This window comes from Actinokineospora sp. HUAS TT18 (genome assembly GCF_051364635.1).
Classification (GTDB): Bacteria; Actinomycetota; Actinomycetes; order Mycobacteriales; family Pseudonocardiaceae; genus Actinokineospora.
Genome location: NZ_CP195645.1, coordinates 760,396 through 785,668 on the forward strand (window position 1 = coordinate 760,396; position 25,273 = coordinate 785,668).

A 25,273-nucleotide genomic window follows, 5' to 3' on the forward strand; every position below is an offset into this window, starting at 1 on the left:
TGGTCTCAATATGACTCTTCCGCATACCACTATCAAGATATTGGATGGCGGCCTGGGGTTCCGGCAGGAGGTGCTGGAGTCGGGATAGGTGGTCAAGGTGAGAACTGCCCGGCACCTCTAAAGCCGCAAGGAGAGGGAGCCGGTGAGCTGGACACAGAAAAGCACCCGCCGGAATCCGGCGGGCGCTTCTCGGGTCGCTCAGTTGTCCTGCAGCTCCGCCAACGCGGCCTTGACCTTGGACAGCTCCGCTTCCAGCTCCGCCATGCGCGCGCGGTGGGCTTCGCGGGCGGTGTCGATGACCACCTCGATGGCCTTCGAGATGTCCTCGTGCAGCTCGGCGGCCGCCCGGGACACCGCGGCGGCCGGGATGGCCAGGCCCTGGAGGACGCGCTTGCCGCCCTGTGACAGCTCGGCCTGCCAGTCGCCCTCGGCGGTGCCGGTGACGGTGAGCGTCAGCTCGACCGTGCGAGTCTTCTTGGCCGTGCTCGGGGTGCGGGCGGCCCGCGGCTTCTTCGGTGCGGGCGCCTCGGGGGCCGCCTCCTCCGTCGGCGCCGCGGTCTCGGTGGCCGCTGCGGTCTCGGGCTCTGCGGGCACAGCTTCGGTCTCCGTGGACACCATCGACTCCCTATCCGTCGCCAGGTCGATCGGGGAGATTAGAACATCCGTTCGGGGCGCGGTGATCGCCGGGGTCAGGCCACGAGGTACTTGTCGAGGTCGTCGGCCAGGTCGGTGAACACGGCGGTGTTCAGGTCGTAGGCGACTCGGGACTCGGCGATGACCGCGGCGCGTTCCTCGGGGGTCCAGGTCGCGGTATCGAGCAGGCGGCGGTAGCGGTCGCGGAACACCGGGGCGGGGCCCAGGTCGTCGAAGTCGTAGAACCGGGCTCCTGCCCCGGTGATGCCGTGCTGGCTGCGCAGCCGCGCGCGGATGACTTGGCCGCCCGCGATGTCGCCGAGGTAGCGGGTGTAGTGGTGGGCGACGAAGCCCACCGAGGTGTGCCCGACCTCGGCGACCCGTTCCCGGTAGCGCTGGGTGGCCGGGGTCGGCTGGATGCGGCTCTGCCAGTCGGGGCCGAGCAGCGCCGCCAGGTCGGCCGTGAGCGCGGGCAGGCGGTGCAGGGTGTCGACGACGAACGGGCCCGCGATCGGGTCCGTGCGCATCACGGCCGCCGCCGACTCGATCGCCGCGTAGATGAAGTAGTGCTGGGTGGCGAGCGCGGTGTACCCGGCCCGGCTCAGCTCGCCCGCGATGAGCGCGACGATGTACGGCGACTCCTGGGCGCGGTCGTGGCCGTCCCGGGTGGCCTGTCGGAGGGACTGCGAGAACGGGATCTCCTCGGACATCGACGCTCACCTTTCGCTCCGGACACTTAGGCGAGGCTAACTCGACTCAGCGGTACCCGCGCGAATCACACTCGGACGGATCAACGCGGCGGACGTTCCCCAGCACGGATTGGGCGCGGGCGCGGCTGAGGTTCCACTCCATCGGGGTGTCCTTGGTCTGCTCGAACCGGCTGAGCGCGCAGCCGCGCAGTGGCTCGGGCAACTGGGCCAGCGCCGGGACGACGTCCTCGGAGAGGGTGCCGAGGTAGTACAGGTCGATCTGGCCGGTCTCGGCGTAGCGGTCGAGGTTGCGGTCGGCGATGAATCCCTCCGGGTCGAGCACGGCCAGTCCGACGAGCATCGCGACCGCCGTGCCGACCACGGTCCGCGGCACCCAGTCGGCGCGGAGGCGGACGCCCGCGGCCAGGACCATGACGTAGATGCCGCCGAGCCAGATCTCGCAGACGCCGACGAGCAGGCGCAGGACGGTGAAGCCGTAGGTCTGCTGGTAGGTCCACATCCGGCTGATCGCCGATGCCACGATGACGAGCGTCAGCAGGGCCAGGGCGCCGAGCAGCGCGCGCAGCCACAGCCGGTCGGCCGCGGTGTCGGTCGGCGCGACCCGGGCGGCTACCCCGAGGACGACGAGGGTCAGCAGGGTGACGGCGAGCAGCTGCCAGAACCCGGACCTGGCGTACTCGGCGTAGGTGACGTCAGCGGTGGTGAGGACGTACTCGCTGCCGCCGAACAGCACGGCGACCTGGACTCCGACGAACACCGCGAACAGCGCCACCACCGCGCCCACCGGCAACGCCCACTCGGCCGGCGCGACCCGGCGGCGGGTGGCTTGCGGCATGTCGTCGATCTTGGCGGGGTTGGCGAGCAGGAACAGCCCACCGAGGACGACGAACCCGACCACCAGGAACAGAAAGACCCACTCGACGGCCTTGCCCGCGTCGAGGTCGGGCAGGACGTTGTCGAGCACCTTGCTGAATCCTTCGTCGGCGCTGGCCAGCAGCGACCCGAACACCGCGAACAAGGCGACCGCGATCACGACCGACCGGGCGATCCTGGGGGAGTCGCTTCCCCGGCGCAGGGTGCTCAGCCCAGCCGCGGCCCACGGCAGCGCGCGGAAGGCCGCGATACCCGTGGACACGACGCCGAAGGTGAGCGCGCGGACCGAGCGTCCACCGGTCACCGCGAGCGACGCGGTTCCGCAGGCCGTCATGACGCACAGGACGAACAGCCACTCGGCCGCCCGCAGCCCGCCGACGGCCATCAGTAGCAGACTGGCGACCAACCACTCGACCCGCAGCCTGCCCGGCGTCTGGGCGGCGACGACGACCAACGCGACGGCGATGGCGACCGCCGCGGCGAACCAGCCGATGCCTGCCTTGTCGAGCGGCACCGTCGAGGCGGCCGCGACCGCCGCTCCACCGGCCGCGAGGAGCGCGACCCGGGAGGCGGTGGGGGATCTCAGGGGCCAGTAGGTGTCGAAGAAGCCGGGTTGTAGTGGGCCGGTGAGCACGGACATCGGCTGCATGGGCGCGACCTGGACGGGCGCGGGCTGCGGGGGTGCCTGGACCGTCCCGGGCTGAAGCGATGCCTCCGCGCCATCGCTCACGGGGGCCGGTTCGGTCGTGTCGACGGCGGTCTCGGCGGGCGCGGTCGCGTCGTCGGGTGGGGTTTCGGGCATGGGATTCCTCCGAATCCGGGCAGGGCGAACCACCGGGACGACAAGTCCCGGTCAGGTATGGATGGGCTATGCGGGCAGCGTGATGCGGATGCGGCAGCCCGCGCGGGACGGCGGCGCGGGGTCGACCACGGCGATGGTGCCGCCGTGCAGTTCCACCACCCACCGCGCGATGGCGAGGCCGAGGCCGGTGCCGCCGCCGGTGGCGCGTTCGCCGCGGCTGAAGCGGCGGAACACCAGGTCGCGTTCGGCGGGCGCGATGCCTGGCCCCTGGTCGCGGACCTCCAGCGTCAGCCCGCGCGCCGTGGCCGCTGCGATCACCCGGACCTCGCCGCCCGCGGGGCCGTGGCGCACGGCGTTGTCGAGGAGGTTGACCAGGACCTGGTGCAGCCGCTCCCGGTCGGCGGTCACGGTGGCCGCCGTGGGGGAGACCGAGGTGCTGAAGCGGACGGCGCGTTCGGCCGCGAGCGCGTTGACCTCGGCCTCGGCGACCACCTCGGCCAGCAGTGGGGCGATGGCGACCGGCTCCTTGGCCAGGGTGTGCGCGCCGGCGTCGATGCGGGACAGGTCCAGGAGTTCGGCGACGAGTCTGCCCAGGCGTTCGGTTTGGGCGAGGGCGGTGCGCATGGTGGCCGGGTCGGCGGCGCTGACGCCGTCCACCACGTTCTCCAGGACGGCTTGCAGTGCCGTGATCGGGGTGCGCAGTTCGTGGGAGACGTTGGCGATCAGCTCGCGCCGCTGGCGGTCGGCGGCCTCCAGGTCGGCGCTCATCTGGTTGAACGCCCGGCCGAGTTCGCCGACCTCGTCGCGGGCGGTGACGCGGACGCGGCGGGAGTAGTCGCCGTGGGCCATGGCGCGGGCGGCGGCGGTCATCTCGCGCAGGGGGCGGGTCATGCCGTGGGCGAGGATCTGGGAGGTGACCAGGGCGCCGGTGATCGCGGTGATCGACGTGACCGTGGGCAGCCAGCCGATCATGTACCAGAAGTAGGCGAGTGCGGTGGCGCCGGAGGCGATCAGCAGGATGCCGAGTTTGACCTTGATCGACCGCACCGGGTCCAGCGGGCGGGGGAGCAGCTCCAGCAGGGCCGCGCCGCGTTCGCGCAGGGTCACTTGGGGACCTCCAGTGCGTAGCCGACGCCGTGCACGGTGCGGATGAGGTCGGCCCCGAGTTTGCGGCGCAGCGCCTTGACGTGGCTGTCGACGGTCCGGGTGCCCGCGGCGTCGCCCCAGCCCCAGATCTCGGCGAGGAGGCGTTCGCGGGGGTGGACGGCGCGTGGGCGGGCGGCGAGGTGGGCGATGAGGTCGAACTCGATCGGAGTCAGGTGGGCCTCGACGCCCGCGCGCCGGACCCGTCGTTCCACCGGGTCGACCTCCAGGTCGCCGACGACGATGGCGGCGGCCTCCGGCTCGGCCTGTGCTCGGTCGACTCGCCGGAGCAGTGCGTGCACCCGGGCGGCCAGTTCGCGGATGGAGAACGGCTTGGTCATGTAGTCGTCGGCGCCCACCGCCAGCCCGACGAGCAGGTCGGTCTCGTCGTCGCGGGCGGTGAGCATGAGGATCGGCACCGGGCGCTCGGCCTGGATGCGACGGCACACCTCCAGCCCGTCGAACCCGGGCAGCATGACGTCGAGCACCACCAGATCCGGCTTCGTCCGCGCCGCGATGGCCACCCCCTGTGGGCCATCGTGGGCGAGGTCGACGTCGAACCCCTCGGCCCGCAGGCGGGCCGCCACGGACTCCGCGATGGTCTGCTCGTCCTCGACCACCAGCACCCGGCGCCTGTTCCCCATGGCGATGACTCTAAGCACTGGCTGTGGGCGGCTGGGGCGGGCGATGTGAACGTTGTGTGGAGGCCGCAATCGGATAACCGGGTGAAACCCGCGCGCGGCATTGCCTAGGCTGGTGTCTCGATGACCGCCGCCGTTTCCGTCGCTGACCTGCGCGACCGCCTCTCCGAGCTCATGCTGCGCGACCAGCGCAGGCTTCGGCGACGCCTCGACAGCCTGCGTGGGGTGCGTGACCAGGGCAAACGGGCCGCGACGCTGGCCAAGATCGCCGCTGAGGTCGACACCGCCGTGCGGCGGGTCGAGTCGCGCCGGGCATCCGTGCCGAAGATCAAGTACCCCGAGGAACTGCCGATCAGCCAGCGGCGGGCCGACATCCTCGAGGCCATTCGCGACAACCAGGTCGTGATCGTGGCGGGGGAGACCGGGTCGGGCAAGACGACCCAGCTCCCGAAGATCTGCCTCGACCTCGGCCGCGGCATCACTGGGATGATCGGCCACACCCAGCCGCGCAGGCTCGCGGCCCGCACGGTGGCCGAGCGGGTGGCCGAAGAGGTCGGGACGCCGTTGGGGGAGACGGTCGGCTGGAAGGTCCGGTTCACCGACCAGGTCGGCGAGCGGACCCTGGTCAAGCTGATGACCGACGGCATCCTGCTCGCCGAGATCCAGAACGACCGGATGCTCAGCCAGTACGACACGCTCATCATCGACGAGGCGCACGAGCGCAGCCTCAACATCGACTTCCTGCTCGGCTACGTCTCGCGGCTGCTGCCCAAGCGCCCGGACCTCAAGGTCGTCATCACCTCGGCGACCATTGACCCCGAGCGGTTCTCGCGGCACTTCGACGACGCCCCGATCATCGAGGTGTCCGGTCGCACGTATCCCGTCGAGGTGCGCTACCGGCCGCTGGTCGACCCCGAGGACCCCGACGCCGACCCGGACCGCGACCAGACCCAGGGCATCCTCGACGCCGTCGACGAGCTGTGTGCCGAGGGGCCGGGCGACATCCTGGTGTTCCTCTCCGGCGAGCGCGAGATCCGCGACACCGCCGACGCGCTGGCCGCCCGCAACCTGCGCGACACCGAGATCCTGCCGCTCTACGCGCGGCTGTCCAGCGCCGAGCAGCACCGGGTGTTCCAGCAGCACTCGACGCGGCGGGTGGTGCTGTCGACCAACGTCGCCGAGACGTCGCTGACGGTGCCTGGCATCAAGTACGTCATCGACCCGGGCACCGCGCGCATCTCGCGCTACAGCAACCGGCTGAAGGTGCAGCGGCTGCCGATCGAGCCGGTGTCGCAGGCCTCGGCCAACCAGCGCAAGGGCCGCTGCGGCCGCACCAGCGACGGCATCTGCGTGCGCCTCTACAGCGAGGACGACTTCCTCGCCCGCCCCGAGTTCACCGACCCGGAGATCCTGCGGACGAACCTGGCCTCGGTCATCCTGCAGATGGCCGCGGCCGACCTCGGCGACATGGCCGACTTCCCGTTCATCGAGCCGCCGGACAAACGCCACATCGCTGACGGCGTCAACCTGCTGCACGAGCTCGGCGCGCTCGACCCGTCGGAGGCCGACACTGCCAAGCGCCTGACGCCGCTGGGGCGCAAGCTCGCCCAGCTGCCGGTCGACCCGCGCCTGGCGCGCATGGTGATCGAGGCCGACAAGGGTGGCTGTGTCAGCGAGGTCATGGTCATCGCCGCCGCACTGTCCATTCAGGACCCGCGCGAGCGGCCGCAGGAGAAACAGCAAGCGGCGCAACAGATGCATGCCCGCTTCGCCGATCCCGACTCCGACTTCCTGACCTACCTCGCGCTGTGGGACTACCTGCGTGAGCAGCAGAAAGAGATGTCGGGCAACCGCTTCCGCAGGCAGTGCAAGGCCGAGTTCCTCAACTATCTGCGCGTGCGCGAGTGGCAGGACATCCACAGCCAGCTCCGCCAGGTCGTGCGGCAGCTCGGGATCACGCCCAACGACACCAAGGCCGAGCCGCGCAACGTCCACGTCGCGCTGTTGGCGGGCCTGCTGTCGCACATCGGCTTCCGCGATCCGGCGGCGAAGGAACCGGGCCGCGAGTACGTCGGCGCGCGCAACGCCAAGTTCGCGATCTTCCCCGGTTCGGCGCTGGCGAAGAAGCCGCCGCGCTGGGTGATGGCCGCCGAGCTGGTCGAGACGTCGCGGCTGTGGGGGCGCATCGCCGCGCGCATCGAGCCGGAGTGGGTCGAGCCGCTGGCCGAGCACCTGGTGAAGCGCACCTACAGCGAGCCGCACTGGGAGGCCAAGCAGGGCTCGGTCGTCGCCACGGAGCGGGTGACGCTCTACGGGCTGCCGATCGTGGTGTCGCGCAAGGTGCAGTACGGCCGGATCGACCCGGAGATGTCGCGCGACCTGTTCATCCGCAACGCCTTGGTCGAGGGCGACTGGCAGACCCGGCACCACTTCTTCCACGACAACCGCAAGCTGCTGGCCGAGGTCGAGGAACTCGAACACCGGGCGCGGCGCCGCGACATCCTGGTGGACGAGGAGACGCTGTTCCAGTTCTACGACGAGCGCGTGCCCGCCGAGGTGGTGTCAGGGCGGCACTTCGACACGTGGTGGAAGAAGACGCGGCACGAGCAGCCGGACCTACTGAACTACTCGAAGTCAATGCTGGTCAACGAGACCGCGAAGAACATCAGCGAGCAGGACTTTCCCGACCAGCTCACCCAGCAGGGCCTCTCCCTGCCGCTGACCTACCGCTTCGAGCCGGGCCGCAGCGACGACGGTGTGACGGCGAAGGTGCCGATCGCGGTGCTCAACCAGCTCAGCGGCGACGGTTTCGCGTTGCAGGTGCCGGGGCTGCGCGAGGAGATCGTGACCGCGCTGATCCGGTCGCTGCCCAAGCCGCTGCGCCGCAACTTCGTCCCCGTCCCCGATGTCGCGCGGGCGGTCGTGGCGCGGTTGAAGGACGACGAGGAGTCCCTGCCCGACGCCATCGGCCGCGAACTGCGCCACCTGACCGGTGTCACCATCCCGCGTGACGCCTGGCAGCTCGACGCCGTCCCCGCGCACCTGCGGACGACGTTCGAGGTGGTCGACGGCGAGAAGACACTCGCGACCGGCAAGGACCTGGTCGCGTTGAAGGACCAGCTCAAGTCCCGGCTGCGCGCGTCCCTTGCCGCCGCGTCGGTCGACCTGGAGCGCCGCGGCCTCACGGCGTGGACGATCGGGAAGCTGCCGAAGGTCCAGCGCACCGAGCAGAACGGCTTGGTCGTGACGGCCTATCCGGCGCTGATCGACGAGGGCGCCACTGTCGCGGTCCGCATGCTCGACACCGAGACCGACCAGCGCCACGCCATGTGGCTGGGCACCCGGCGGCTCGTGCTGCTGGGCGTGCCATCGCCGATCAAGCAGGTCGTGCGGACGCTGTCCAACCAGGCGAAACTCGCCCTGTCGCACAACCCGCACGGCGGCGTCCCCGCGCTGCTGACCGACTGCGTCGACTGCGCCGCCGACCACCTCATCGCGCAGGCGGGCGGCCCGGCGTGGGACGAGGCGGGCTTCGAGCGGCTGCGTGAACACGTCCGCGTCGGCCTGATCGGCGCCACCCTGGAGGTGCTGGAGGCGTCGCGCAAGGTGGTCGTTGCGTGGAACGAGGTGCAGGCGCGGCTGGCGCGCACGTCCGGGCCGATCTTCAAGGAGCCGCTGGCCGACATCCGCGACCAGCTCGGCGGGCTGATCTTTCCGGGCTTCATCACCGCGTCCGGCCTCGGTCGACTGTCCGATGTGGAGCGTTACCTGCGCGGCATCGAGCGGCGGCTGGACAAGCTGCCGGAACGCCCCGACCGCGACACCGCGTGGATGCACATCGTGCAGGACCTCGAGGACTCCTATCACGAGACGCTCAACCAGCTCCGGCCCGCCGCGCGTGACTCGGAGCAGGCGCGGGCGGTCGGGTGGATGATCGAGGAACTGCGGGTCAGCTACTTCGCCCAGATGCTCGGCACCCCGGGCCCGATCTCGGACAAGCGCGTCATGAAGGCGATCCACGCACTGAACCCGTAGCGAAGACTGGCCGAGCAGGTGCGAGAGCCGAGAGGGCAGGTGGGCTTGACGAAGGGCTTCAGTTGCGGTCGAACTGTTCTCGCTGATTGCAACTGTTTCCTGAGCGCGCTCTGGGCCAGAGTCGGCCAGGTCGGAACTCATCGCCTGAGTGGGGTCAGCCGGTGACGACGCCGACCACGAGGTTGATCGTGGTGGCCAGGATGACCGTGCCGAAGGCGTAGGAAAGCAGGCAGTGGCGCAGTGCGACCGAGCGGATCGTCGTGTTGGAGACGCCGGTGTCGGAGACCTGGTAGGTCATGCCGAGGTTGTAGCTGAAGTAGAAGAAGTCGCGGTAGGCGGGCGGGTCGTCGGAGTTGAAGTCGATCCCACCCGCCGAACCGGTGTAGTACAGGTTGGCGTACCTGGCCGCGTACATGAGATGCAGCGCCGCCCACGACATGAACACCCCGCCGAGCGCCGTCGCCGCCGCCACCCGTCGGTCGCCGCCGGTGCCAAGGACCAGCAGCAGCACCACGCCCACCAGCCCGCTCAGCGCCGCCGTGACGACGACGACTTCCTCCAGCCCCGGCCGGAAGTCCTCCCGCCGCGCGTTGTGCCGGGTGCGCTCGGCGTCCATGGGCCACAGCACCACCCACCCGACGACGACGAACAGCCCCGCCGCCCCGGCGATGCCCGCGAGCACACCCAGCAGCGCGTCGGCGAAGGCGCCCACGCCCGTCCCGATCGCCGCTCCGCCGACCACCGCGGCGATGAGGCGCCCCAGCGCCGAGTTCGGGACCATGGGCTCATGGTCGACTATGTGCCTCAGTCGCGCACGGCCAGGATGGCGTCGACCTCCTCCGCCATGGCCGCGCTCAGCTGCTTGAGCAGGGTCGTCACCTCCTCCTCGTCCCACGCGTAGCCCGCGATCGCGTCCGTGGCCGTGAACAGCGGCAGCGACAACCGATCGCGGGTCGCCTGGTAGTCCGGAAGGGTGTCGGTGACGATGGCGTGGGCCAGGAGTTCGGCGTCGCGGAGGGCGTCGGTCAGGCCGTGGGCGGTGATCGGGTCCTTGAAGTAGCCCGCGTCGCCGACGAGGGCCCAGCCGGGGCCGGACGCCTGGCGCAGGTGGGCGCGGCGGCCCGGGAAGCGGCGCAGCGGGGGCGTACCCGGGAGGCGGTCGGCCAGCTCTGGGGGCAGCAGCCGCCGGAAGCCGGTCGCGGGGTCGTGGACCAGTTCGCGGCGGAACCGGGACTGGGTCGTGGCGACGAAGACGCAGGTCTGGCCGTCGTTGGTGGGGATGGCGCCCGCCGCCGTGCCGTGGCGGAAGAACCACTGGTAGCCGCTCGACTCGGTGTCCCAGTAGCCGTAGGTGGCGGTGCCGACGGCCGTGCCCAGGTGTTCGGGCACGGCGCCCGCCCAGTGCGCGACCCGGGACCCCATGCCGTCGGCACCGATGGTGAACCGCGCCTGGACCTCGATGGGCCCGCGCTGGTCGTGGCCCACGATGCCGACGACCCGGCCGTGGTCGTCGCGGCGCAGTGCCTTCGCGGTGACGCCGTAGCGGACCGTCGCGCCCGCGGCGGCCGCGGCGTCGGCGATGACCGGGTCGAGCACCGTCCGCCGTGGCGCGTAGAGCGCGTCGACGCCGTGCGCGGACTTGATCGGGACCGTGGTGCTGCCCGACTCGGTGTGGAACGTGGCGTGCCGCACCGGGGGAGTGCCCGCCGCGATGATCTCGTCCAGCAGGCCCCACCGGCGAAGTTGCAGCACGCCGCCGCGCATGAGGGCGTGGGTGGACAGCGTGTCGGCGCCGCGGCGGGACCGGTCGACGATCAGCACCCGCAGGCCCGCGCGGGCGAGCAGCATGCCGGTCGCCGCCCCGGCCGGGCGCGCGCCGACGATCACGGCGTCGTAGTGGTCCATGGTGGCCTCCTCACGCGGGCAGGTCGCGGCGGTCGCGGGTCAGGTGCTCGGCGACGGCGACCGCGTCATGGCGGACCCCGTCGACGAAGTCGGAGTCGCGGCGGTGCTGGAAGCGCTGCCCCATGACGTACAGGCCCGGCACCGGAGTCACACCGCGCCGCTGGCGGATCTCGCCGTCCGGACCGAGCGCGGGCACGCGCAGCCAGGGGTAGTGGCGCCGGAACCCGGTCGCCCAGATGACCGTCGTGATGCCCGCGCGGCGGAGGTCGAGGTGGTCGACATCGGTCGCCATGACCGACTCCAGCGGTACCGAGTGCCCGCCGATGCGGCGAAGCAGCCTGATCAGCTGAACCTCGGCGTGTCCCGTCGTGACCGCGAGATCATCGGCGAACCGGACGCGCGTGCCATCGACCCCGGTCAGCCTTCCCGTCAGTCGCACGCCAATCCCTTGCAGCGTTGGCAAATCCACCCCGGCCTGCTTCCGCCCGATCAACTGCATCGACGCCGCCGCACGAGCCGCCGCCGGGTTCGCGACCTGGTCGATCGTGACGCCGAAGGTGCCGATCAACGCGTGCCAGATGTCGCGACCCTCGTGGTGACGCGGCAACCTCCGGTGGCGTCCCACGGCCAGCGTGACCTCCCGACCGGACCGCGCCAACTCGTCAGCCAACTGCACCCCCGACGCGGAAGCGCCCACGACCAGCACGCCGCCTTCGGGCAACTGGCCAGGATTCCGATACGCGCCAGGCGTCAGCTGAAAGACAGACGGACTCAGCCCCGCCGCCATAGCCGGAACATGAGGCCGGTCGCACCAACCGCTGGCGATCACGACGCTGGACGCCCGCCAGCCGCCTACCTCGGTGTGCACCGCGAACCCGCCGCCGTGCCCCTCGACGCGGGTCACCGCCGCGCCCGAGTGGACCGGCGCGCCGAACGACGCGGCGTAGTCCTGCAGGTAGTCCGCGAACTCGACGGCCGTCATGTAGCCGTCGGGATCGTCCCCGCGGTAGCCCCAACCGGGCAGCCGGGTGGCCCAGTTGGGGTTGATCAAGCGCAGCGAGTCCCAGCGCTCGCCGCGCCACCGCTGGCCGATCTGTCCGCGTTCCAGCACGACGTGATCGACGCCGTTGTCAGCCAGGCACCGGCTGACCGCGAGCCCGGCCTGGCCCGCGCCGATCACGACCGTGTCGACGGCGAACATCTCGGCTACACCGTCTCGACGTCGATCGACACCGGCACGCCGTTGGTGATCACGTCGAACACCGCCGACCGGCGCCGGGACTGCTCGACGACCTCCCGCAGCCGCGCGGGATCGTCGCCCGCCAGCCGGAAGCTGACCCGGATCCGCTGGAACCCGTTGCGGACCTGGTCGGACAGCCCGAGGATGCCGAGCAGGTCGATGTCGCCCTCGACCGTCGAGGTGACCTCGGTCAGGTTGACCTTGCGCACCGCGGCGATGTTGGCCAGCCCCGCGGTCAGGCACGCGGCCAGCGCGTGCAGCAGGTACTCCACGGGCGTCGGGCCCTCGTCGCCGCCGACGAGCACCGGCGGGTGGTCGGCGTCGAACGTCCACGCCCGCTCGTGCGCCATCTCCTGCGTCGCGCCGTAGAAGCCGTGCACGGTGGACCGGTTGTGGGTTCCGCTGACCCAGGTGTTGGTCGCCCGGAACTGGAATTTCGCGATCTCCGGGGCGCCCTTGACCGCGTCGAGCGTGGCGAACAGCCGTGCGGTGTCGACGCCGTTGCGGGTCGTCTCGTCCATTGTGGTCATTTCGCTGGTTCCTCCTGGTATTCATTCGGTCGACCGACCGAATGCGATCGAAGAGCCCGGGGCAGGGGTGCCCGCGGGGTCAGGTCAGACGAGGTCGGCGATCATCGCGGCGGCCCGCGCCGCGCCGTCGCTCTCCACGTCGAGATAGTCGACGGGCTTGCCAAGCTGCTCGACGATTCGAGCGGCGATCTGGTCGGGGTCCGTGGTGGCGTAGTCCATGCACACGCCCGCGCGGTAGCGGTCGAGCCGCGTCCGGACATGGAAGTTCTGCTCGAAGTGGTGCGCGAGCGGGAAGTACAGGAACGGCCGCTTCGCCGCGGCGAGTTCCATCGTGGTGGTAAGCCCACCCTGCACGACGGCCAAGTCGCACACGGACAGGTGCTCGTAGAGCCGGTGCACGTAGCCGCGCGGTTCGAGGCCGGGCCGCTCGCCGAACTCGGCGGGGTCGATGCGCGGCCCGGTCACCACGACCATCCGCAGCTCCGGCACCGCCTTCTTGGCCATCGGAAACGCCGCGACGACCTTGTCGATCAGCGCGCGCCCGATCCCGCTGCCGCCGACCGCCACCACGCACACCAGCTCATCGTCGCGGTACCCGAGCGAGCGGCGCAGCGCGGGCACGTCGTCGGGATCCGGCGGGGCGAACCCGGTGATGTAGCCGGAGAAGTCGAAGTGCTCCGCCGTCCAGTCCCGAATGGAGGGAAGACCGGCGCCGAAGGTGTCCGGCACGATGTCCTGCTGCCCGCCGACGAAGATCGCGCGGTCCCGGATCCACGGGTAGCGGTCGATGTGCTCGATCATCTCGGCGTTGTAGTCGGCGGTCAGGAACGCCTCGCGCGCGCCGCCGTCCGGCATCGGCAGGTAGCCGACGAAGTCGGTGAGCCACACGTTCTGGCCGCGCTTCAGCTCGGGGTTCTCGTGCCAGTAGTGGTCGACGTCCCACGCCTCGTCGCCGATCACCAAGTCATAGAGCCCTTCCTCCACGACCTCCTGGAACAGCATGAAGTTGGCCAGCAGGATCTCGTCCATGTTCCGCAGCGTCTGGAAGCAGTGCAGGTCGTGCCCGCTGGCCTCCGACGCGACATGCGCGGACTCGTTGGCCAGCCACTTGCTCGCCGGGTGGACGCGTTCGCCCTCGGCCTCCAACACGGTCGTCACCGGGTGCTGGGCCAGCCAGTCGATCTCCAGGTCCGGCCGTAGCCGCTTGAGCTCCTTGGCGACGGCCACGTCGCGGCGGGCGTGGCCGAGCCCGATGGGGGAGGACAGGTACAGCGCCCGCTTGGCGCGCGACGGGCCGCGGGTCCAGGTGGTGGTGCGCATGGGCTTTCCCGTGATCTTGTCGGTGAACTCGGTGACGTGCCGGAGGACCCGCGCGGGGTCCCGGCCCTGCGGAAGGTGGCCGGAGCCGTCCATGGTGACCAGCTCGCCGCCGGTCAGCTCGGCCAGTCGGACGCCCCTGGCCACAGGCTGGCAGCGGTCGTCGGACCCGTGCACCACGAGAACGGGGCAGCGCACCCGCTCGCACAGCGCCTCGGTCTCGCTCGCCGAGGGAGCCGCGCGGCCCTCGCGTTCGGCGATCATCGACTCGGCGTCGGTCTCCAGCGCCCAGGCGACGGTGTCCTCGTACTGCTTGGTGGAGTGCGGTTCGGGCAGCAGCTGGTCGAAGAAGAACTCGATCCACGCCGCGTAGCCGCCGTCGCGCCGCCAGAACTCGCGGTTGCGCATGGCCCACCCGGTGGGCGCGTCCAGCCGCTCGGTCCAGCGCCGCTCGGCCTCGCCTGCGTAGGGGAAGCCGGGGGCGAGTGCGACGGCGGGGGAGATCGCGACCAGCCCGGTCACGCGCTCCGGGTGCTCGGCGGCCAGCTGCAGTGCCCACGGCACCGCGTGGCAGTGCGCGACAAGCACCGCCTTGCCGACCCCGGTCGCGTCCAGCACGGCGAGCAGGTCCGCGACGACCTCGGCGGGCGCGTGGCGCGCGCGGTCGAGCGGCCGGTCGGACCGCCCGGTGCCCCGGCCGTCGGTGGTGATCACGGTGAACCGGCGCGCCAGGGTCGGCACGAGGCCCTTCCACGACCGCGCGTGCGTGATCGGCGAGGCGGGTACGAGCAGCAGCGCGGGCTCACCCCGGCCGTGGATCTCGTAGGCGATCCGGACGCCGCCACGGTCCACTGTGTCCGCTATGTCGGGTAGTCGCGCTCTCATGACGAAATCCGTTCCGCGAAGTCCTTGATCAGGAGATTGACCCGGACGGGGTCGCGGGCGTGCGGCAGGTGCCCGGCGCCGCGCAGCAGCGCCAATTCGCCGCCGGTCCTGGCCACGAGCTTCTCGCTGCGGTCGGTCGGGACGAGCCCGTCCTCGGTCCCGTGGATCGCCAACAGCGGACAGTCGACCTTGGCCATCCACTCCTCGACGGACTCCTTGCCCGGCCGGGGCGCGTGGCTCTCGGCGACCAGGACGGCGCCGTCGGTCTCGTGGCCCCAGCCGACGCAGTCCTCGATCTGCTTGGTGGAGTGCGGCTCGCTGAAGCACTGGCCGAAGAAGAACCACAGGAAGTCGTCGTAGTGCTCCAGCCAGTACGCCCGCGTGTACTTCCCCCAGTGCGACCGCGGATCACGGCCGCCGAGCCGCACATCCGACGGTGGGAGGTCGGACCGGGCGTCGAGGTCCCACGGCTCCAGCTTGCCCAGCACGAGCGCCGGGCTGATGGCGACCAGGCCCGCGACCCGGGACGGGTGCGCGGCGGCCAGCCCGAGCGCCCAGTTCGCGGCCCGCGACAGCCCGACCACGACGGCCCGCTCGGTCTCCGTGGCGTCCAGCACGGCCAGCGCGTAGGCCACCTGGGCGGCCTGTCCGTACGGGTCCGCGGTGAGCGGCCGATCGGCGTCGCCGTTGCCTGGGCCGTCGTAGGTCACCACGCGGAAATGCCGTGCGAGGTAAGGGATCTGCAGCTTCCAGCAGCGCTGGTGGACGGCGGTCCACGTCGGCAGCAGCAGGATGGTTTCGCCCGCTCCGTACACGTCGTAGTGGAGCTTGACGCCGTCGTGGACGACGGTGCCGTCGGCGGTCGGCGCACAGGCTCTCATCGCCCAAACCTTTCCGCGAACCGCTTGATGATCAGATTGACCCGCACCGGCTCCCTGACCTGCGGAAAGTGCCCGGCGCCGACCAGTGTCACCAGCTCGGCGCCGGTGGCCTCGGCGAGCGCGACCGACGCGGCGTGGTTGCGCACGGCGTCGTCGGTGCCATGGAGGATGACCATCGGACAGGTGACCATGGCGGCGAGCCGGCGGGCGCAGGCTTCGTCGTGGCCCGCCAGGCCGAGATGGGAGTCGGCCAGCAGCTCGCCGTCGGTCTCCAGCGCCCAGCCGACCGCGTCCTCGATCTGCTTGGTCGAGTGCGACTCGGTGAGGATGCGGCCCACCATGAACTCCACGAACTCGCGGTAGTGGTCGCGCCAGAAGTGGACGTTGTAGGTCTGCCAGCCGACCGGATCGTCGATCAGGTCGTGGAAGCGGGTGACCGTGCGTTCCGGGAGCGGCGGCGCCAGCGGCACCGCCGGGGCGATGAACACCGCGCCCAGCACCCGGTCGCCGTGTTCGGCGCACAGACGCAGGCCCCACAGACCTCCTGCGGAGATGCCCACCAGCACGGCGCGGTCTATTCCGGCCGCGTCCAGGACCGCGAGGGCGTCGGCGGCGAACTCGGTGTCGGCGTAGGCGGCGGGGCCGACCGGGCGGTCCGACGCGCCGTTGCCCCGGCCGTCGAAGGTGACCACGGTGAAGTGGCGGGCCAGGTAGGGGACTTGCAGCTTCCAGCACCGGGAGTGCACGAGCGACCACGTCGGCAGCAGCAGGATGGTGGGATGGCCGTGGCCGTAGCGCGCGTAGTGGAGCTTGACGCCATCGCGGACCACGATGCCGTCTGACTCCGGTGCGCACGCTCTCATCGCTCTTCCAGCACCCGTAACAGCTCGCCGATCTTGCGCAGCGCCGAGCGGGCCGCGATCTGCTTGTCGTCGAGCCCCAGCAGGATCACGGCCTCGGCGCCGAGGAACGGCAGCCCGGCGAGCGCGGCGATCTCCTCGGCGGTGAACGCCGAGAGCCCGTCGAACCGCGCCATGGCCCGCTTCGCGACCTGGGCCAGCAAGTCGAACCAGCCGCGCAGCTCGTCGCGGACCACAGTGGCGATGTCTTCGTTCGACCAGCCCGCCGCCGTCATCTCCAGCAGCAGGCGCACGTAGCCGGACTCGAGGTCGTCGTCGAAGAAGTCGCACGCCTGCATCCACTGCTTCCACAGCGGCAGCTCGGTGTCGAACATGGCCCCCTGCCGCGCCAGGCGAGCCTGGTTCTCGGCGTCGAGCAGGGCGAGCATGAGGTTCTGCTTGGACCCGAAGTGGTAGTGGATCTGGCTCAGCGGCACCCCGGCCGCCTCGGCGATCCCGCGCGTCGAGACGTTCGCGTACCCGGCCTCCAGCAGCGCCCCTTTCGCCGCGGCGACGATCCGCGTCCGGGTGTCCTGCTCGACTGGCGCCACGGGAACTCCTTCGTTCGGTCGATCGACCGAAAGTACGCCGCGTCCATTCGGGTGTCAACTGTTACGGCGGGCGGGCAGGCGGCGACTGATCTTGGTACACCAACTCGCTGGAGGTCATGGATGGTCGGCGTTGTGATGGGACACGGGTCTTTCGACGGCGAGTCGGGCGTGGTCACGGTGCCGAAGGGGCTGCCGGTGTGCTTCTACGCCGACGAGGGCACGCCGATGGTGATGGTCAACGTGCTGGAATTGGCCAAGCGCGGCAACCCGAAGATCCCCCTGCACACCGCGAACCCGGGCGACCCCGTGCCGAACTACCGGTACGAGCCGTTCAAGCCGCACGAACTGGCGGCGTTGGCCGTGTTCAACGAGCTGACCGAGCCGCAGATCATCGTTGGCGGCCCGGCCCAGCTCACCACGCTGCGGCTGTGCGCGGACCCGGTGAAGTGTCCGAAGGACGGCCCGCACACCTGTGACGGTGTGTTCGGCCGGGCCGCCAAGGCGCACTGGACCAAACTGCTGGTCCTTTCCTGCCGGATCGACATGCGGAAACGGAACGATCCGACCATCGCGCTGAAGACCGCCGACGGCAGGCTCGACACCTCGGTGTACGACACGCTGGGGAACTGGGTGCGGGGCTTCGTGGCGCTGGGCGCCGCGGCCCAGGACCCGGCGTGGACGGCGCTGACCGATCGCGACCGCACCCGCTACATCGCCACCGACGACGAGATGCGGGAGTGGAAGGACTGCCTCGACGTCCGCACGAGGATCGCCGCCGACAAGGCCAAGGCCCCCGCCGTGGTCGCCGCCGCGTCCACGGCGATCAAGCTGCGGCTGCTGCGGGACTACCCGCAGCACCGCGACCTGGTCAAGGCGGCGGTCACCCTCACCCCAGCCGAGAAGCAGACGATCGCCGCCTTCCTGCAGAAGGGGCTCGGCCCGCAGGTCGACGAGTGGTACGACCTGACTTCGGAGGAGCAGCTCCGGTGGATGACCGAGCCCGCTCTCTTGTCGTGGGCACAGGGCTTCTACGTCTTGGAGTTGTTCGACTACAAGGTCAGGGGCGACGACCTGATGGCCATCCTCCGCAGGCTCGACCCGGCCGCCAAGGCTGTCGTGCTTAGCGAGAAGAAGGTGCGTGACTACCTGGCGGCGAACTCCCTGACCATCTAGCAGGTGCCTGGGTGTCCCATCTCCGTGGCGGTGCGGCGGACCTCGAAGATCCGCCGCCCGTCCCGGTTGATCCAGGTGGCGGTCAGCGTCGCGGGGGTGACGGTGGTGTCAGCCACCAGCTTGAGGAACACGTTCGGCTCGACCGCGCTGTGCACCAGGTTCGGGTGGGGCACGTTGAGGCTTGGGATCGTCCGGTCGTGCAGCGGGCTGACGATGTACTGCCACAGGTCGTAGCCGACGCGCGGACCGTAGTTCAGCGCCCGGGAGACGTGGATGTCGCCGCCGATCAGGAACACGCCGGGGATGCGCTCGGCGGCGACGAAGTCGAAGATCGCCTCACGCTCGTGGACGTAGGTGCCCCAGTCGTCGCTTTCGGTGTTCTGCTTGTCGTCCCAGATCATGCCGGTGGCGAGTGCCTTGAAGGTGGCGGTGCTGCGGGTGAGGCGGTCGCGCAGCCATTCCCACTGGGCGGCGCCGGTGCAGGTGGTCTTGGTGGGGTCGGCCCAACTCGGTTCATTGGTGCTGAACCAGCGCGGGTCGATCAGGAAGACCTCCAGGGGGCCGCGGCGGAAGGACGTGTAGATGCCCTCGCCCTCGACCCGGGTGGTCAGCTGTTCGCCCGCGAGGCTGTGGCCGAACGTGGCGTTCGCGCGGTAGTCCACGAACGCGGTGCGCGTGTTGCGCTTGGCGGGGAAGCCGCCGAGGTTGCCGTTGAGGCCGAAGTCGTGGTCGTCCCAGGTGCCCCAGACCGGCATCCGGCGGATCAGCGCGGCCACCTCGGGGACCGCGAGGAACTGCCGGTGCTTGGTACGCGCCACCCCCAGGTCGCCGGAGTCGATGTAGGGAGTGTCGCCGAGCATGACGAAGCTGTCGCAGCCCTCGTCGACGATCCTGGTCCACACCCGGTCCGGTGTGGACGGTGCGCACGAGCCCATGCCCATGACGACCTTGGCGGGTTGGCCGGGCGCGGGAGCGGTGGTGAACGAGCCGGTCAGCGGGGCGAACCCAGGGGCCGTCTTGTCAGGAGTCAGGGTGAAGTCGTAGCGGGTGCCCGGACGCAGCTGCTTGGCGTCGGCGATGAGCGTGTTGTCGTTGGCCGTGGACACCGTCGTCCGCACGACGATCGGGTCGCCGGTGGCGGGCCGCAGAGTGCACGTCCACGCCCCGTAGACGGCCGGGTCGAGACCGGGGCGCGCCCAGATGCGGGCACTGGCCGCGTCGACGTGCCCGACCAGCGGGCCCGTCGGGGTCTGCGCGGGCATCGGGGTGGGCACGACAGCCGGGGCGGTCCCGGCTCGCACGGCCGCGACGTGCCGCGCCACGGCGGCGAAGAACGCGGCGCTGTCGTCGATGGCGACCTGCGGCTGCAGGGGAGCGCCCGCCGCGTCGAAGCACTTGTCCACCGAGAGGCTGCTGACGAGGAACCGGCCACGCCCGTGCGCCCCTTCCACCAGACACGGCGGGTACCCGGTGGTCGCGCACGCCATCAGCACCCGCATCGCCCGCCACGACGTGAGGGTCTCCCAGCTGACCCGGATCGACGTGCTTCGCCCGGTGAACAGCCGCCCCTGGTCCAGTCGCAGGCCCTTGACCAGCGGGTGCTCCGGGTCGGCCGGGTAGATCGTGTCGTGGTCGGGATCGGCCCGCACCGCGCTGAGCGTGCTGGGCAGGTAGCTGGTCTCGGCGCCGAACTGGTCGGACTGCGCCAGGTCGAGCACCACACCGCCCGCCGCGACGAACTCGCGCAGGGACTCCTTGTGGGCGGCCACATAGTCGAGGTAGCGGGCCTCGTTGTTGGTGAAGCTGCCGAACGCGATCAGGTCGACCGGCAGCGTGGCCGGGGCGGCGGCCACGTCGAGCGGAACGACCTCCACGCCCGCGCGCCGCAGCAGCTCGCCCAGCCCGGTCGCGCCCGTCCACTGGTCGCGGAACTCCAGCACCGCGGCCCGGACGGCCGCTCCCGCCGCGACGGGCTGGGCCGACGCCGGCCGGGCCACCGTGATCGCGGTGGCCGCGGCCGCGCCGGTGACCAGGAAGGTCCTGCGTGTGGTCATCTGCGAACTCCCATGGCGAGATGCGGGCTGGAACCAGGGTGATGTTCGTCAACCTGTGATCGGCCCGATACCCGCGATCTGGCTATGGGAGCTATTCGCTCACCGCGGGCCCGCGTCGCCCACCTAACCCGACCGGCCACTTGACCGTAGCCATGGTGACCTCATACGCTGCGGGAAAGCGCTTTCCGACAATTTGGAGCAACCATGACCCTCGGCGTCATCATGAACGGCGTCACCGGCCGGATGGGCTACCGCCAGCACCTCGTCCGGTCCGTCCTCGCGATCAACGCCGAGGGCGGCGTCGCCCTCGCCGACGGCACCCGCGTGCTGCTCAAGCCCGTGCTGGTGGGACGCAACGAGGCCAAGCTCGCCGAGCTGGCGGCCAAGCACGGCATCGAGGACTACACCACCGACCTCGACAGCGCCCTGGCCGACCCGGACAACGTCGTCTACTTCGACGCCCAGGTCACCCAGGCGCGGGTGAAGTCGGTGCTCAAAGCTATCGAGGCGGGCAAGCACGTCTACACCGAGAAGCCGACCGCCGAGACCGTCGCCGAGGCCACCGCGCTGGCCGACGCGGCGAAGGCGGCGGGCATCAAGAACGGGGTCGTGCAGGACAAGCTCTTCCTGCCCGGGCTGCTCAAGCTCAAGCGCCTCGTCGACGGCGGCTTCTTCGGCCGGATCCTGTCGGTGCGCGGCGAGTTCGGGTACTGGGTGTTCGAGGGCGACTGGCAGACCGCGCAGCGGCCGTCGTGGAACTACCGCGCCGAGGACGGCGGCGGCATGACGCTGGACATGTTCCCGCACTGGCAGTACGTGATCGAGAACCTGTTCGGCCGGGTGGTGTCGGTCTACTCCCACGCCACCACGCACATCCCCGAGCGGGTCGACGAGCGCGGCGAGACCTACAGTGCCACGGCCGACGACGCCGCCTACGGCATCTTCGAGTTGGAGAGCGGAGCCGTCGCCCAGATCAACTCGTCGTGGTCGGTGCGGGTGAACCGCGACGAGCTGGTCGAGTTCCAGGTGGACGGAACCGAGGGCTCGGCGGTCGCGGGTCTGCGCAACTGCAAGGTCCAGCACCGGTCCGCCACGCCCAAGCCGGTGTGGAACCCGGACCTGCCGGTCACCGACTCGTTCCGGGACGGCTGGCAGGAGGTGCCGGACAACGGCGAGTTCGACAACGGCTTCAAGATCCAGTGGGAGCTGTTCATCCGCCACGTCATGGAGGACGCCCCGTTCCCGCACGACTTCGCCGCGGGCGCGCGCGGCGTCCAGCTCGCCGAGCTGGGCCTGCGTTCGGCCGCCGAGGGCCGCCGCCTCGCCGTGGAGGAGCTGTGAGCACCCTGGAGCTTCCGGGTTTCGGCCCGTACACGGTCGCGGAACCGCGCACCTGGCCGAAGTCGGGCCCGCCGACGAGCCGCATCGCCTACGCCGCCGCCCACGTCGTCGCCGACCCGCGCGGTGACAACGGCCCTGGCCGACCGGCGGCGGTCGACTGGGACGCCACGATCGCGTTCCGGCGGCACCTGTGGTCGCTGGGCCTGCGGGTCGCAGACGCGATGGACACCGCCCAGCGCAACATGGGCCTTGACTGGGCCGCGTGCCGGGAGCTGATCCAGCGCAGCGCCGCCGCGGCCGCCGAGTTCGGCGCCCCCGCCGACCTGGTGGCGTGCGGCGCGGGCACCGACCACCGGCCCGACGCGGCCACCCTCGACGACGTCGTGGCGGCCTACGCCGAGCAGATCGCCACGATCCGTTCGGCGGGCGCGGGCGTGATCGTCATGGCCAGCAGGCAGCTCGCCGCGCTGGCCCGCGGCGCCGACGACTACTTCGCGGTGTACGGCAAGGTGCTCGGCGAGGCCGACCGGCCGGTGATCCTGCACTGGCTGGGGGAGATGTTCGACCCCAACCTGCGCGGCTACTGGGGCAGCACCGACGTGGCCACCGCGACGCAGTCCTTTGTGGACCTGATCGCCGCGCACCGCGACCGGGTCGACGGGGTGAAGGTGTCGCTGCTCGACGCCGACCACGAGGTGGCGCTGCGCGCCGCGCTGCCGGACGGGGTCAAGCTCTACACCGGCGACGACTTCCACTACCCGGAGCTGATCGCTTCCGGCTCGCACGCCCTGCTGGGCATCTTCGACGCGATCGCCCCCGCGGCGGCGGCCGCCCTCGCCGCGCTCGACCGTGGCGACATGACCGCCTACAACGAGATCCTGGCGCCCACGGTTCCGCTGTCGCGCACGATCTTCGAGGCGCCGACGTTCCACTACAAGACGGGCATCGTCTTCCTCGCCTGGCTCGCCGGGCACCAGGACCACTTCACGATGGTCGGCGGTGCCCAGGCCGCCCGGTCCATCACCCACCTGTCGAAGGTGTTCCGGCTCGCCGACCAGGCCGGACTGTTGCCGGACCCGGACCTGGCGGTCCGCCGGATGCGCGCGCTGCTGGAGGTGCACGGCGGATGAGGCTCTCGCTCAACCAGTGGACGACAAGGTCCTGGACCGTGGCCGAGGCCGTCGACGGATGCGTGCGGCACGGTGTCGAAGCGATCGGACTGTGGCGCCAGGATGTCGCCGCGTACGGCTTGGACAAGACGATCGCGCTGATCGACGAGTCCGGCCTGTCGGTGTCCTCGCTGTGCCGCGGCGGGTTCTTCACCGGCCCGGACTGGGAAGCCGACAACCGTGCGGCGATCGACGAGGCCGCGGCGCTTTCGGCTGACTGTCTCGTGCTGGTCGTCGGCGGCTTGCCGGGAGTGACGCCAGGTGGGCCACTCGGCGGCTTCTCCCGCGACCTGGCCGACGCCCGGCGGCGGGGGGCCGACGCGCTAGCGGTCCTCGCGCCGTACGCGCGGGACAAGGGTGTGCGCCTGGCCTTGGAGCCGCTGCATCCCATGTACTGCGCGGACCGCGCAGTGCTCTCGACGCTGAAGCAGGCGTTGGACTTGGCCGAGCCGCACGACCCGGCGGTCGTCGGGGTGGTCGTGGACACCTTCCACGTGTGGTGGGACCCCGAGGTCCTCGACCAGATCGCGCGCGCGGGCGAGCGCATCGCCTCCTACCAGGTGTGCGACTTCCTGCACCCGGTGCCGTCGGACATCCTGCTGGCGCGCGGAATGATGGGCGACGGCGTCATCGACTTCGCGCCGTTGACCGAGGCCGTGCGCGCCGCGGGCTACCGCGGCGACGTCGAGGTCGAGATCTTCAACGCCGACCTGTGGGCCGCGGCCCCCGACTCGGTCATGTCCCTGATGGTCGACCGGTTCGCCGGGCTCATCGCGGGCTGAGTGTCCCGGCGACCCAGGCCAGGGCGCCGGGGATGACCTCCGCGAGCGGCTCGACGTGCGGGTACCAGGTGCGCTCCCACTCCAGGGAGACCCACCCGTCGAAGCCGTCGAGCAGCTCGCGGGCCACCGCCAGCGGAACCCCGCCGGTGCCCAGCAGGACCGGGGTGGTGTCGGTCGCCGAGACGGCGTCCTTGATCTGCACACACTCGATCCGGTCGCCGAGCGCTTTCAGCGTGTCCTCGGGGTCCTCGCCGCTGCGCCAGGGGTGGAGCAGGTCCCAGACCGCGTCCGCGTGCGGCGCCATGGCCAGCAACTCGGCCACCCCTGCGCCGGTCGGCAGCGCGTCGTGCGTCTCCACCAGCACGGTCACCTCGTGGTCCGCGACCGCGGCCAGCCTGCGGGCGGCGGCGTCGAGGTCGGTGCCGCCGGGGAACACGCGGACGTGGCGTGCCCCGAGATCGCGGGCGAGGTCCAGGTCGGCGCGCAGTGCCTCGATCACCGGTTCGTCGTCGCCGGGCTCGCTGATCTTCACATATCCCGCGAGGCAGGCAGGAACCAGCGAACCGAGTGTCCGCACGACCTGGGCGCGCTCGGCGCCGTCGAGTCCCGCGTGGACCCCGGTGTCCGGGTGCAGCCGGAGTTCGAGCCCCTCGATCCCGAAGCGGTGGGCCAAGTCGACCGCTTCGGCCAACGATGCCCCTGGCAGGCCGAGCGTGCTCACAGCGAATCGCATGTCAGATCCTCCGAGTGCTCTCACGCAGGATCACCTCGGCCGCGACCGCGACCGTTTCGTCCTGATCGGACAGTGCCAGTTCGACCGCGCGCTCACCGAGTTCAGTGAGCGGGAGCCGCACGGTCGTCAGTGCGGGGACCAGATCGCGCAGCGTCGGGATGTCGTCGAACCCCGCCACCGACACGTCGCCCGGCACCGACACCCCGCGCTCACGCAGCGCGGCCATCGCGCCGACGGCCATCACGTCGTTCACCGCGAACACACAAGTGGCGTCGCCGATCTCGGCCGCCGCGGCGTAGCCGCCGTCCCGGTCGAACCCGCCGTGCACGACCAGGGGAGCGGGCAGCTTCCGCGCGGCGAGCGCCTCCGCGAACCCCTCCGCGCGATCCCGGGCGACAAGTAGCCCCTCCGGCCCGGCCAGGACCGCGAACTTCGTGTGCCCCAACTCGGTCAGCGCGTTCGCCAGGGCCGCGGCGCCCTCTTTGTTGGCGGGAGCCACGGTCGGCACGCCGAGCACGTCGTTGCCGATCGCGGCCACGTGCCCGCCCCCCGCCCGGTACAGCTCGATCTCCGCGTTCAGCTGGCCGCTGTCCTCGGTCGACCGCGACCCCGCGAGAACGATGACCCGCGCCCGCTGCGCCCGCAGCGCCGTGACCAGCGCCAGTTCCCGGTCCGCGCTGCGCCGGGTGGCCCCGACGGTGACGACCAGCCCGTGCCGGTCCGCCGCCACCATCGCCCCGTCGGCGATGGCGGCGTAATACGGGTCCATCAGGTCGTGGACGATCAGCCCGATGAGGTTGCTCGCCCCACCCGCCAGCGTCCGCGCCGCGTTGTTGACCTCGTAGCCGAGCTCGGCCGCGCTCCCGCGCACCCGCTCCCGCAACTCCTCGCTCATGCGCCGCGTCCCGTGCAGCGCACGGGACGCGGTCGCGAGTGAGACCCCGGCATGGGTTGCGACCTCGGCGAGCGTGACCAT

General features: G+C 71.1%; 21 protein-coding genes. 5 read left to right on the forward strand and 16 right to left on the reverse strand.

The window, feature by feature from the left end; genetic code table 11:
* Positions 1 to 198: 198 nt before the first annotated feature.
* From ACSHT8_RS03370 to ACSHT8_RS03390, 5 genes are all read right to left on the reverse strand, one after another.
* On the reverse strand, positions 199 to 618 hold the full coding sequence (locus ACSHT8_RS03370) for a DUF6319 family protein (RefSeq protein WP_436497554.1): 420 nt from the start codon (positions 616 to 618) through the stop codon (positions 199 to 201).
* Between the two features lie 71 nt (positions 619 to 689).
* Positions 690 to 1,343: a heme oxygenase (biliverdin-producing) gene (locus ACSHT8_RS03375; protein WP_436497556.1), complete on the reverse strand. Its 654-nt coding sequence runs from the start codon at positions 1,341 to 1,343 to the stop codon at positions 690 to 692.
* Between the two features lie 46 nt (positions 1,344 to 1,389).
* Complete coding sequence (locus ACSHT8_RS03380; RefSeq protein ID WP_436497558.1) at positions 1,390 to 3,018, reverse strand: DUF4153 domain-containing protein; 1,629 nt, start codon at positions 3,016 to 3,018, stop codon at positions 1,390 to 1,392.
* Between the two features lie 66 nt (positions 3,019 to 3,084).
* Positions 3,085 to 4,125: a HAMP domain-containing sensor histidine kinase gene (locus tag ACSHT8_RS03385; RefSeq protein WP_436497560.1), complete on the reverse strand. Its 1,041-nt coding sequence runs from the start codon at positions 4,123 to 4,125 to the stop codon at positions 3,085 to 3,087.
* Positions 4,122 to 4,805 carry a response regulator gene (locus ACSHT8_RS03390; RefSeq protein WP_436497562.1) on the reverse strand — a complete coding sequence of 228 codons (684 nt, stop codon included), beginning with the start codon at positions 4,803 to 4,805 and terminating at the stop codon, positions 4,122 to 4,124. Before ACSHT8_RS03390 ends, ACSHT8_RS03385 begins: the two co-directional genes overlap by 4 nt.
* 120 nt (positions 4,806 to 4,925) lie before the next feature.
* Here ACSHT8_RS03390 and hrpA point away from each other — a divergent pair, with 120 nt between their 5' ends.
* On the forward strand, positions 4,926 to 8,837 hold the full coding sequence (hrpA, locus tag ACSHT8_RS03395; RefSeq protein ID WP_436497564.1) for an ATP-dependent RNA helicase HrpA: 3,912 nt from the start codon (positions 4,926 to 4,928) through the stop codon (positions 8,835 to 8,837).
* A gap of 154 nt (positions 8,838 to 8,991) precedes the next feature.
* Here the strand turns inward: hrpA and ACSHT8_RS03400 are convergent, their stop codons facing one another.
* From ACSHT8_RS03400 to ACSHT8_RS03435, 8 genes are all read right to left on the reverse strand, one after another.
* Positions 8,992 to 9,618, reverse strand: a complete 627-nt coding sequence (locus ACSHT8_RS03400; protein WP_436497566.1) for a DUF1345 domain-containing protein — start codon at positions 9,616 to 9,618, stop codon at positions 8,992 to 8,994.
* A 23-nt stretch (positions 9,619 to 9,641) separates the two neighbouring features.
* Positions 9,642 to 10,742 (reverse strand): NAD(P)/FAD-dependent oxidoreductase, encoded by a 1,101-nt coding sequence (locus tag ACSHT8_RS03405; protein ID WP_436497568.1) that lies wholly within the window; start codon positions 10,740 to 10,742, stop codon positions 9,642 to 9,644.
* A gap of 10 nt (positions 10,743 to 10,752) precedes the next feature.
* On the reverse strand, positions 10,753 to 11,943 hold the full coding sequence (locus ACSHT8_RS03410; protein ID WP_436497570.1) for an NAD(P)-binding domain-containing protein: 1,191 nt from the start codon (positions 11,941 to 11,943) through the stop codon (positions 10,753 to 10,755).
* A 5-nt stretch (positions 11,944 to 11,948) separates the two neighbouring features.
* Complete coding sequence (locus ACSHT8_RS03415) at positions 11,949 to 12,512, reverse strand: OsmC family protein (protein ID WP_436497572.1); 564 nt, start codon at positions 12,510 to 12,512, stop codon at positions 11,949 to 11,951.
* Between the two features lie 84 nt (positions 12,513 to 12,596).
* Complete coding sequence (locus tag ACSHT8_RS03420; protein ID WP_436497574.1) at positions 12,597 to 14,714, reverse strand: alpha/beta fold hydrolase; 2,118 nt, start codon at positions 14,712 to 14,714, stop codon at positions 12,597 to 12,599.
* On the reverse strand, positions 14,711 to 15,595 hold the full coding sequence (locus ACSHT8_RS03425; RefSeq protein ID WP_436497576.1) for an alpha/beta fold hydrolase: 885 nt from the start codon (positions 15,593 to 15,595) through the stop codon (positions 14,711 to 14,713). The genes ACSHT8_RS03420 and ACSHT8_RS03425 overlap by 4 nt, the downstream gene beginning before the upstream one ends.
* Positions 15,592 to 16,458 (reverse strand): alpha/beta fold hydrolase, encoded by an 867-nt coding sequence (locus ACSHT8_RS03430; protein WP_436497578.1) that lies wholly within the window; start codon positions 16,456 to 16,458, stop codon positions 15,592 to 15,594. The genes ACSHT8_RS03425 and ACSHT8_RS03430 overlap by 4 nt, the downstream gene beginning before the upstream one ends.
* Positions 16,455 to 17,045 carry a TetR/AcrR family transcriptional regulator gene (locus ACSHT8_RS03435; RefSeq protein WP_436497580.1) on the reverse strand — a complete coding sequence of 197 codons (591 nt, stop codon included), beginning with the start codon at positions 17,043 to 17,045 and terminating at the stop codon, positions 16,455 to 16,457. Before ACSHT8_RS03435 ends, ACSHT8_RS03430 begins: the two co-directional genes overlap by 4 nt.
* Before the next feature lie 120 nt (positions 17,046 to 17,165).
* Here ACSHT8_RS03435 and ACSHT8_RS03440 point away from each other — a divergent pair, with 120 nt between their 5' ends.
* Positions 17,166 to 18,218 (forward strand): putative adhesin, encoded by a 1,053-nt coding sequence (locus ACSHT8_RS03440; RefSeq protein WP_436497582.1) that lies wholly within the window; start codon positions 17,166 to 17,168, stop codon positions 18,216 to 18,218.
* On the opposite strand, the gene ACSHT8_RS03445 is transcribed toward ACSHT8_RS03440, so the two are convergent.
* Complete coding sequence (locus ACSHT8_RS03445; protein WP_436497584.1) at positions 18,215 to 20,272, reverse strand: alkaline phosphatase D family protein; 2,058 nt, start codon at positions 20,270 to 20,272, stop codon at positions 18,215 to 18,217. The genes ACSHT8_RS03440 and ACSHT8_RS03445 overlap by 4 nt on opposite strands.
* A gap of 204 nt (positions 20,273 to 20,476) precedes the next feature.
* On the opposite strand from ACSHT8_RS03445, the gene ACSHT8_RS03450 reads away from it, so the two are divergent.
* Genes ACSHT8_RS03450 through ACSHT8_RS03460 form a run of 3 tightly spaced genes read left to right on the forward strand, consistent with a single transcriptional unit; the run spans position 20,477 to position 23,564 of the window.
* Complete coding sequence (locus ACSHT8_RS03450; protein ID WP_436497586.1) at positions 20,477 to 21,613, forward strand: Gfo/Idh/MocA family protein; 1,137 nt, start codon at positions 20,477 to 20,479, stop codon at positions 21,611 to 21,613.
* Entirely contained in the window at positions 21,610 to 22,743 is a 1,134-nt protein-coding gene (locus ACSHT8_RS03455) for a dihydrodipicolinate synthase family protein (RefSeq protein WP_436497588.1), read from the forward strand. The genes ACSHT8_RS03450 and ACSHT8_RS03455 overlap by 4 nt, the downstream gene beginning before the upstream one ends.
* Positions 22,740 to 23,564, forward strand: coding sequence for a sugar phosphate isomerase/epimerase family protein (locus tag ACSHT8_RS03460; RefSeq protein ID WP_436497590.1), 825 nt, complete (start codon positions 22,740 to 22,742; stop codon positions 23,562 to 23,564). Before ACSHT8_RS03455 ends, ACSHT8_RS03460 begins: the two co-directional genes overlap by 4 nt.
* Here ACSHT8_RS03460 and ACSHT8_RS03465 read toward each other — a convergent pair.
* Positions 23,551 to 24,297, reverse strand: a complete 747-nt coding sequence (locus tag ACSHT8_RS03465) for a sugar phosphate isomerase/epimerase family protein (protein WP_436497592.1) — start codon at positions 24,295 to 24,297, stop codon at positions 23,551 to 23,553. The two genes, ACSHT8_RS03460 and ACSHT8_RS03465, sit on opposite strands and share 14 nt — an antisense overlap.
* Before the next feature lies 1 nt (position 24,298).
* Positions 24,299 to 25,273: a LacI family DNA-binding transcriptional regulator gene (locus ACSHT8_RS03470; protein ID WP_436497594.1), complete on the reverse strand. Its 975-nt coding sequence runs from the start codon at positions 25,271 to 25,273 to the stop codon at positions 24,299 to 24,301.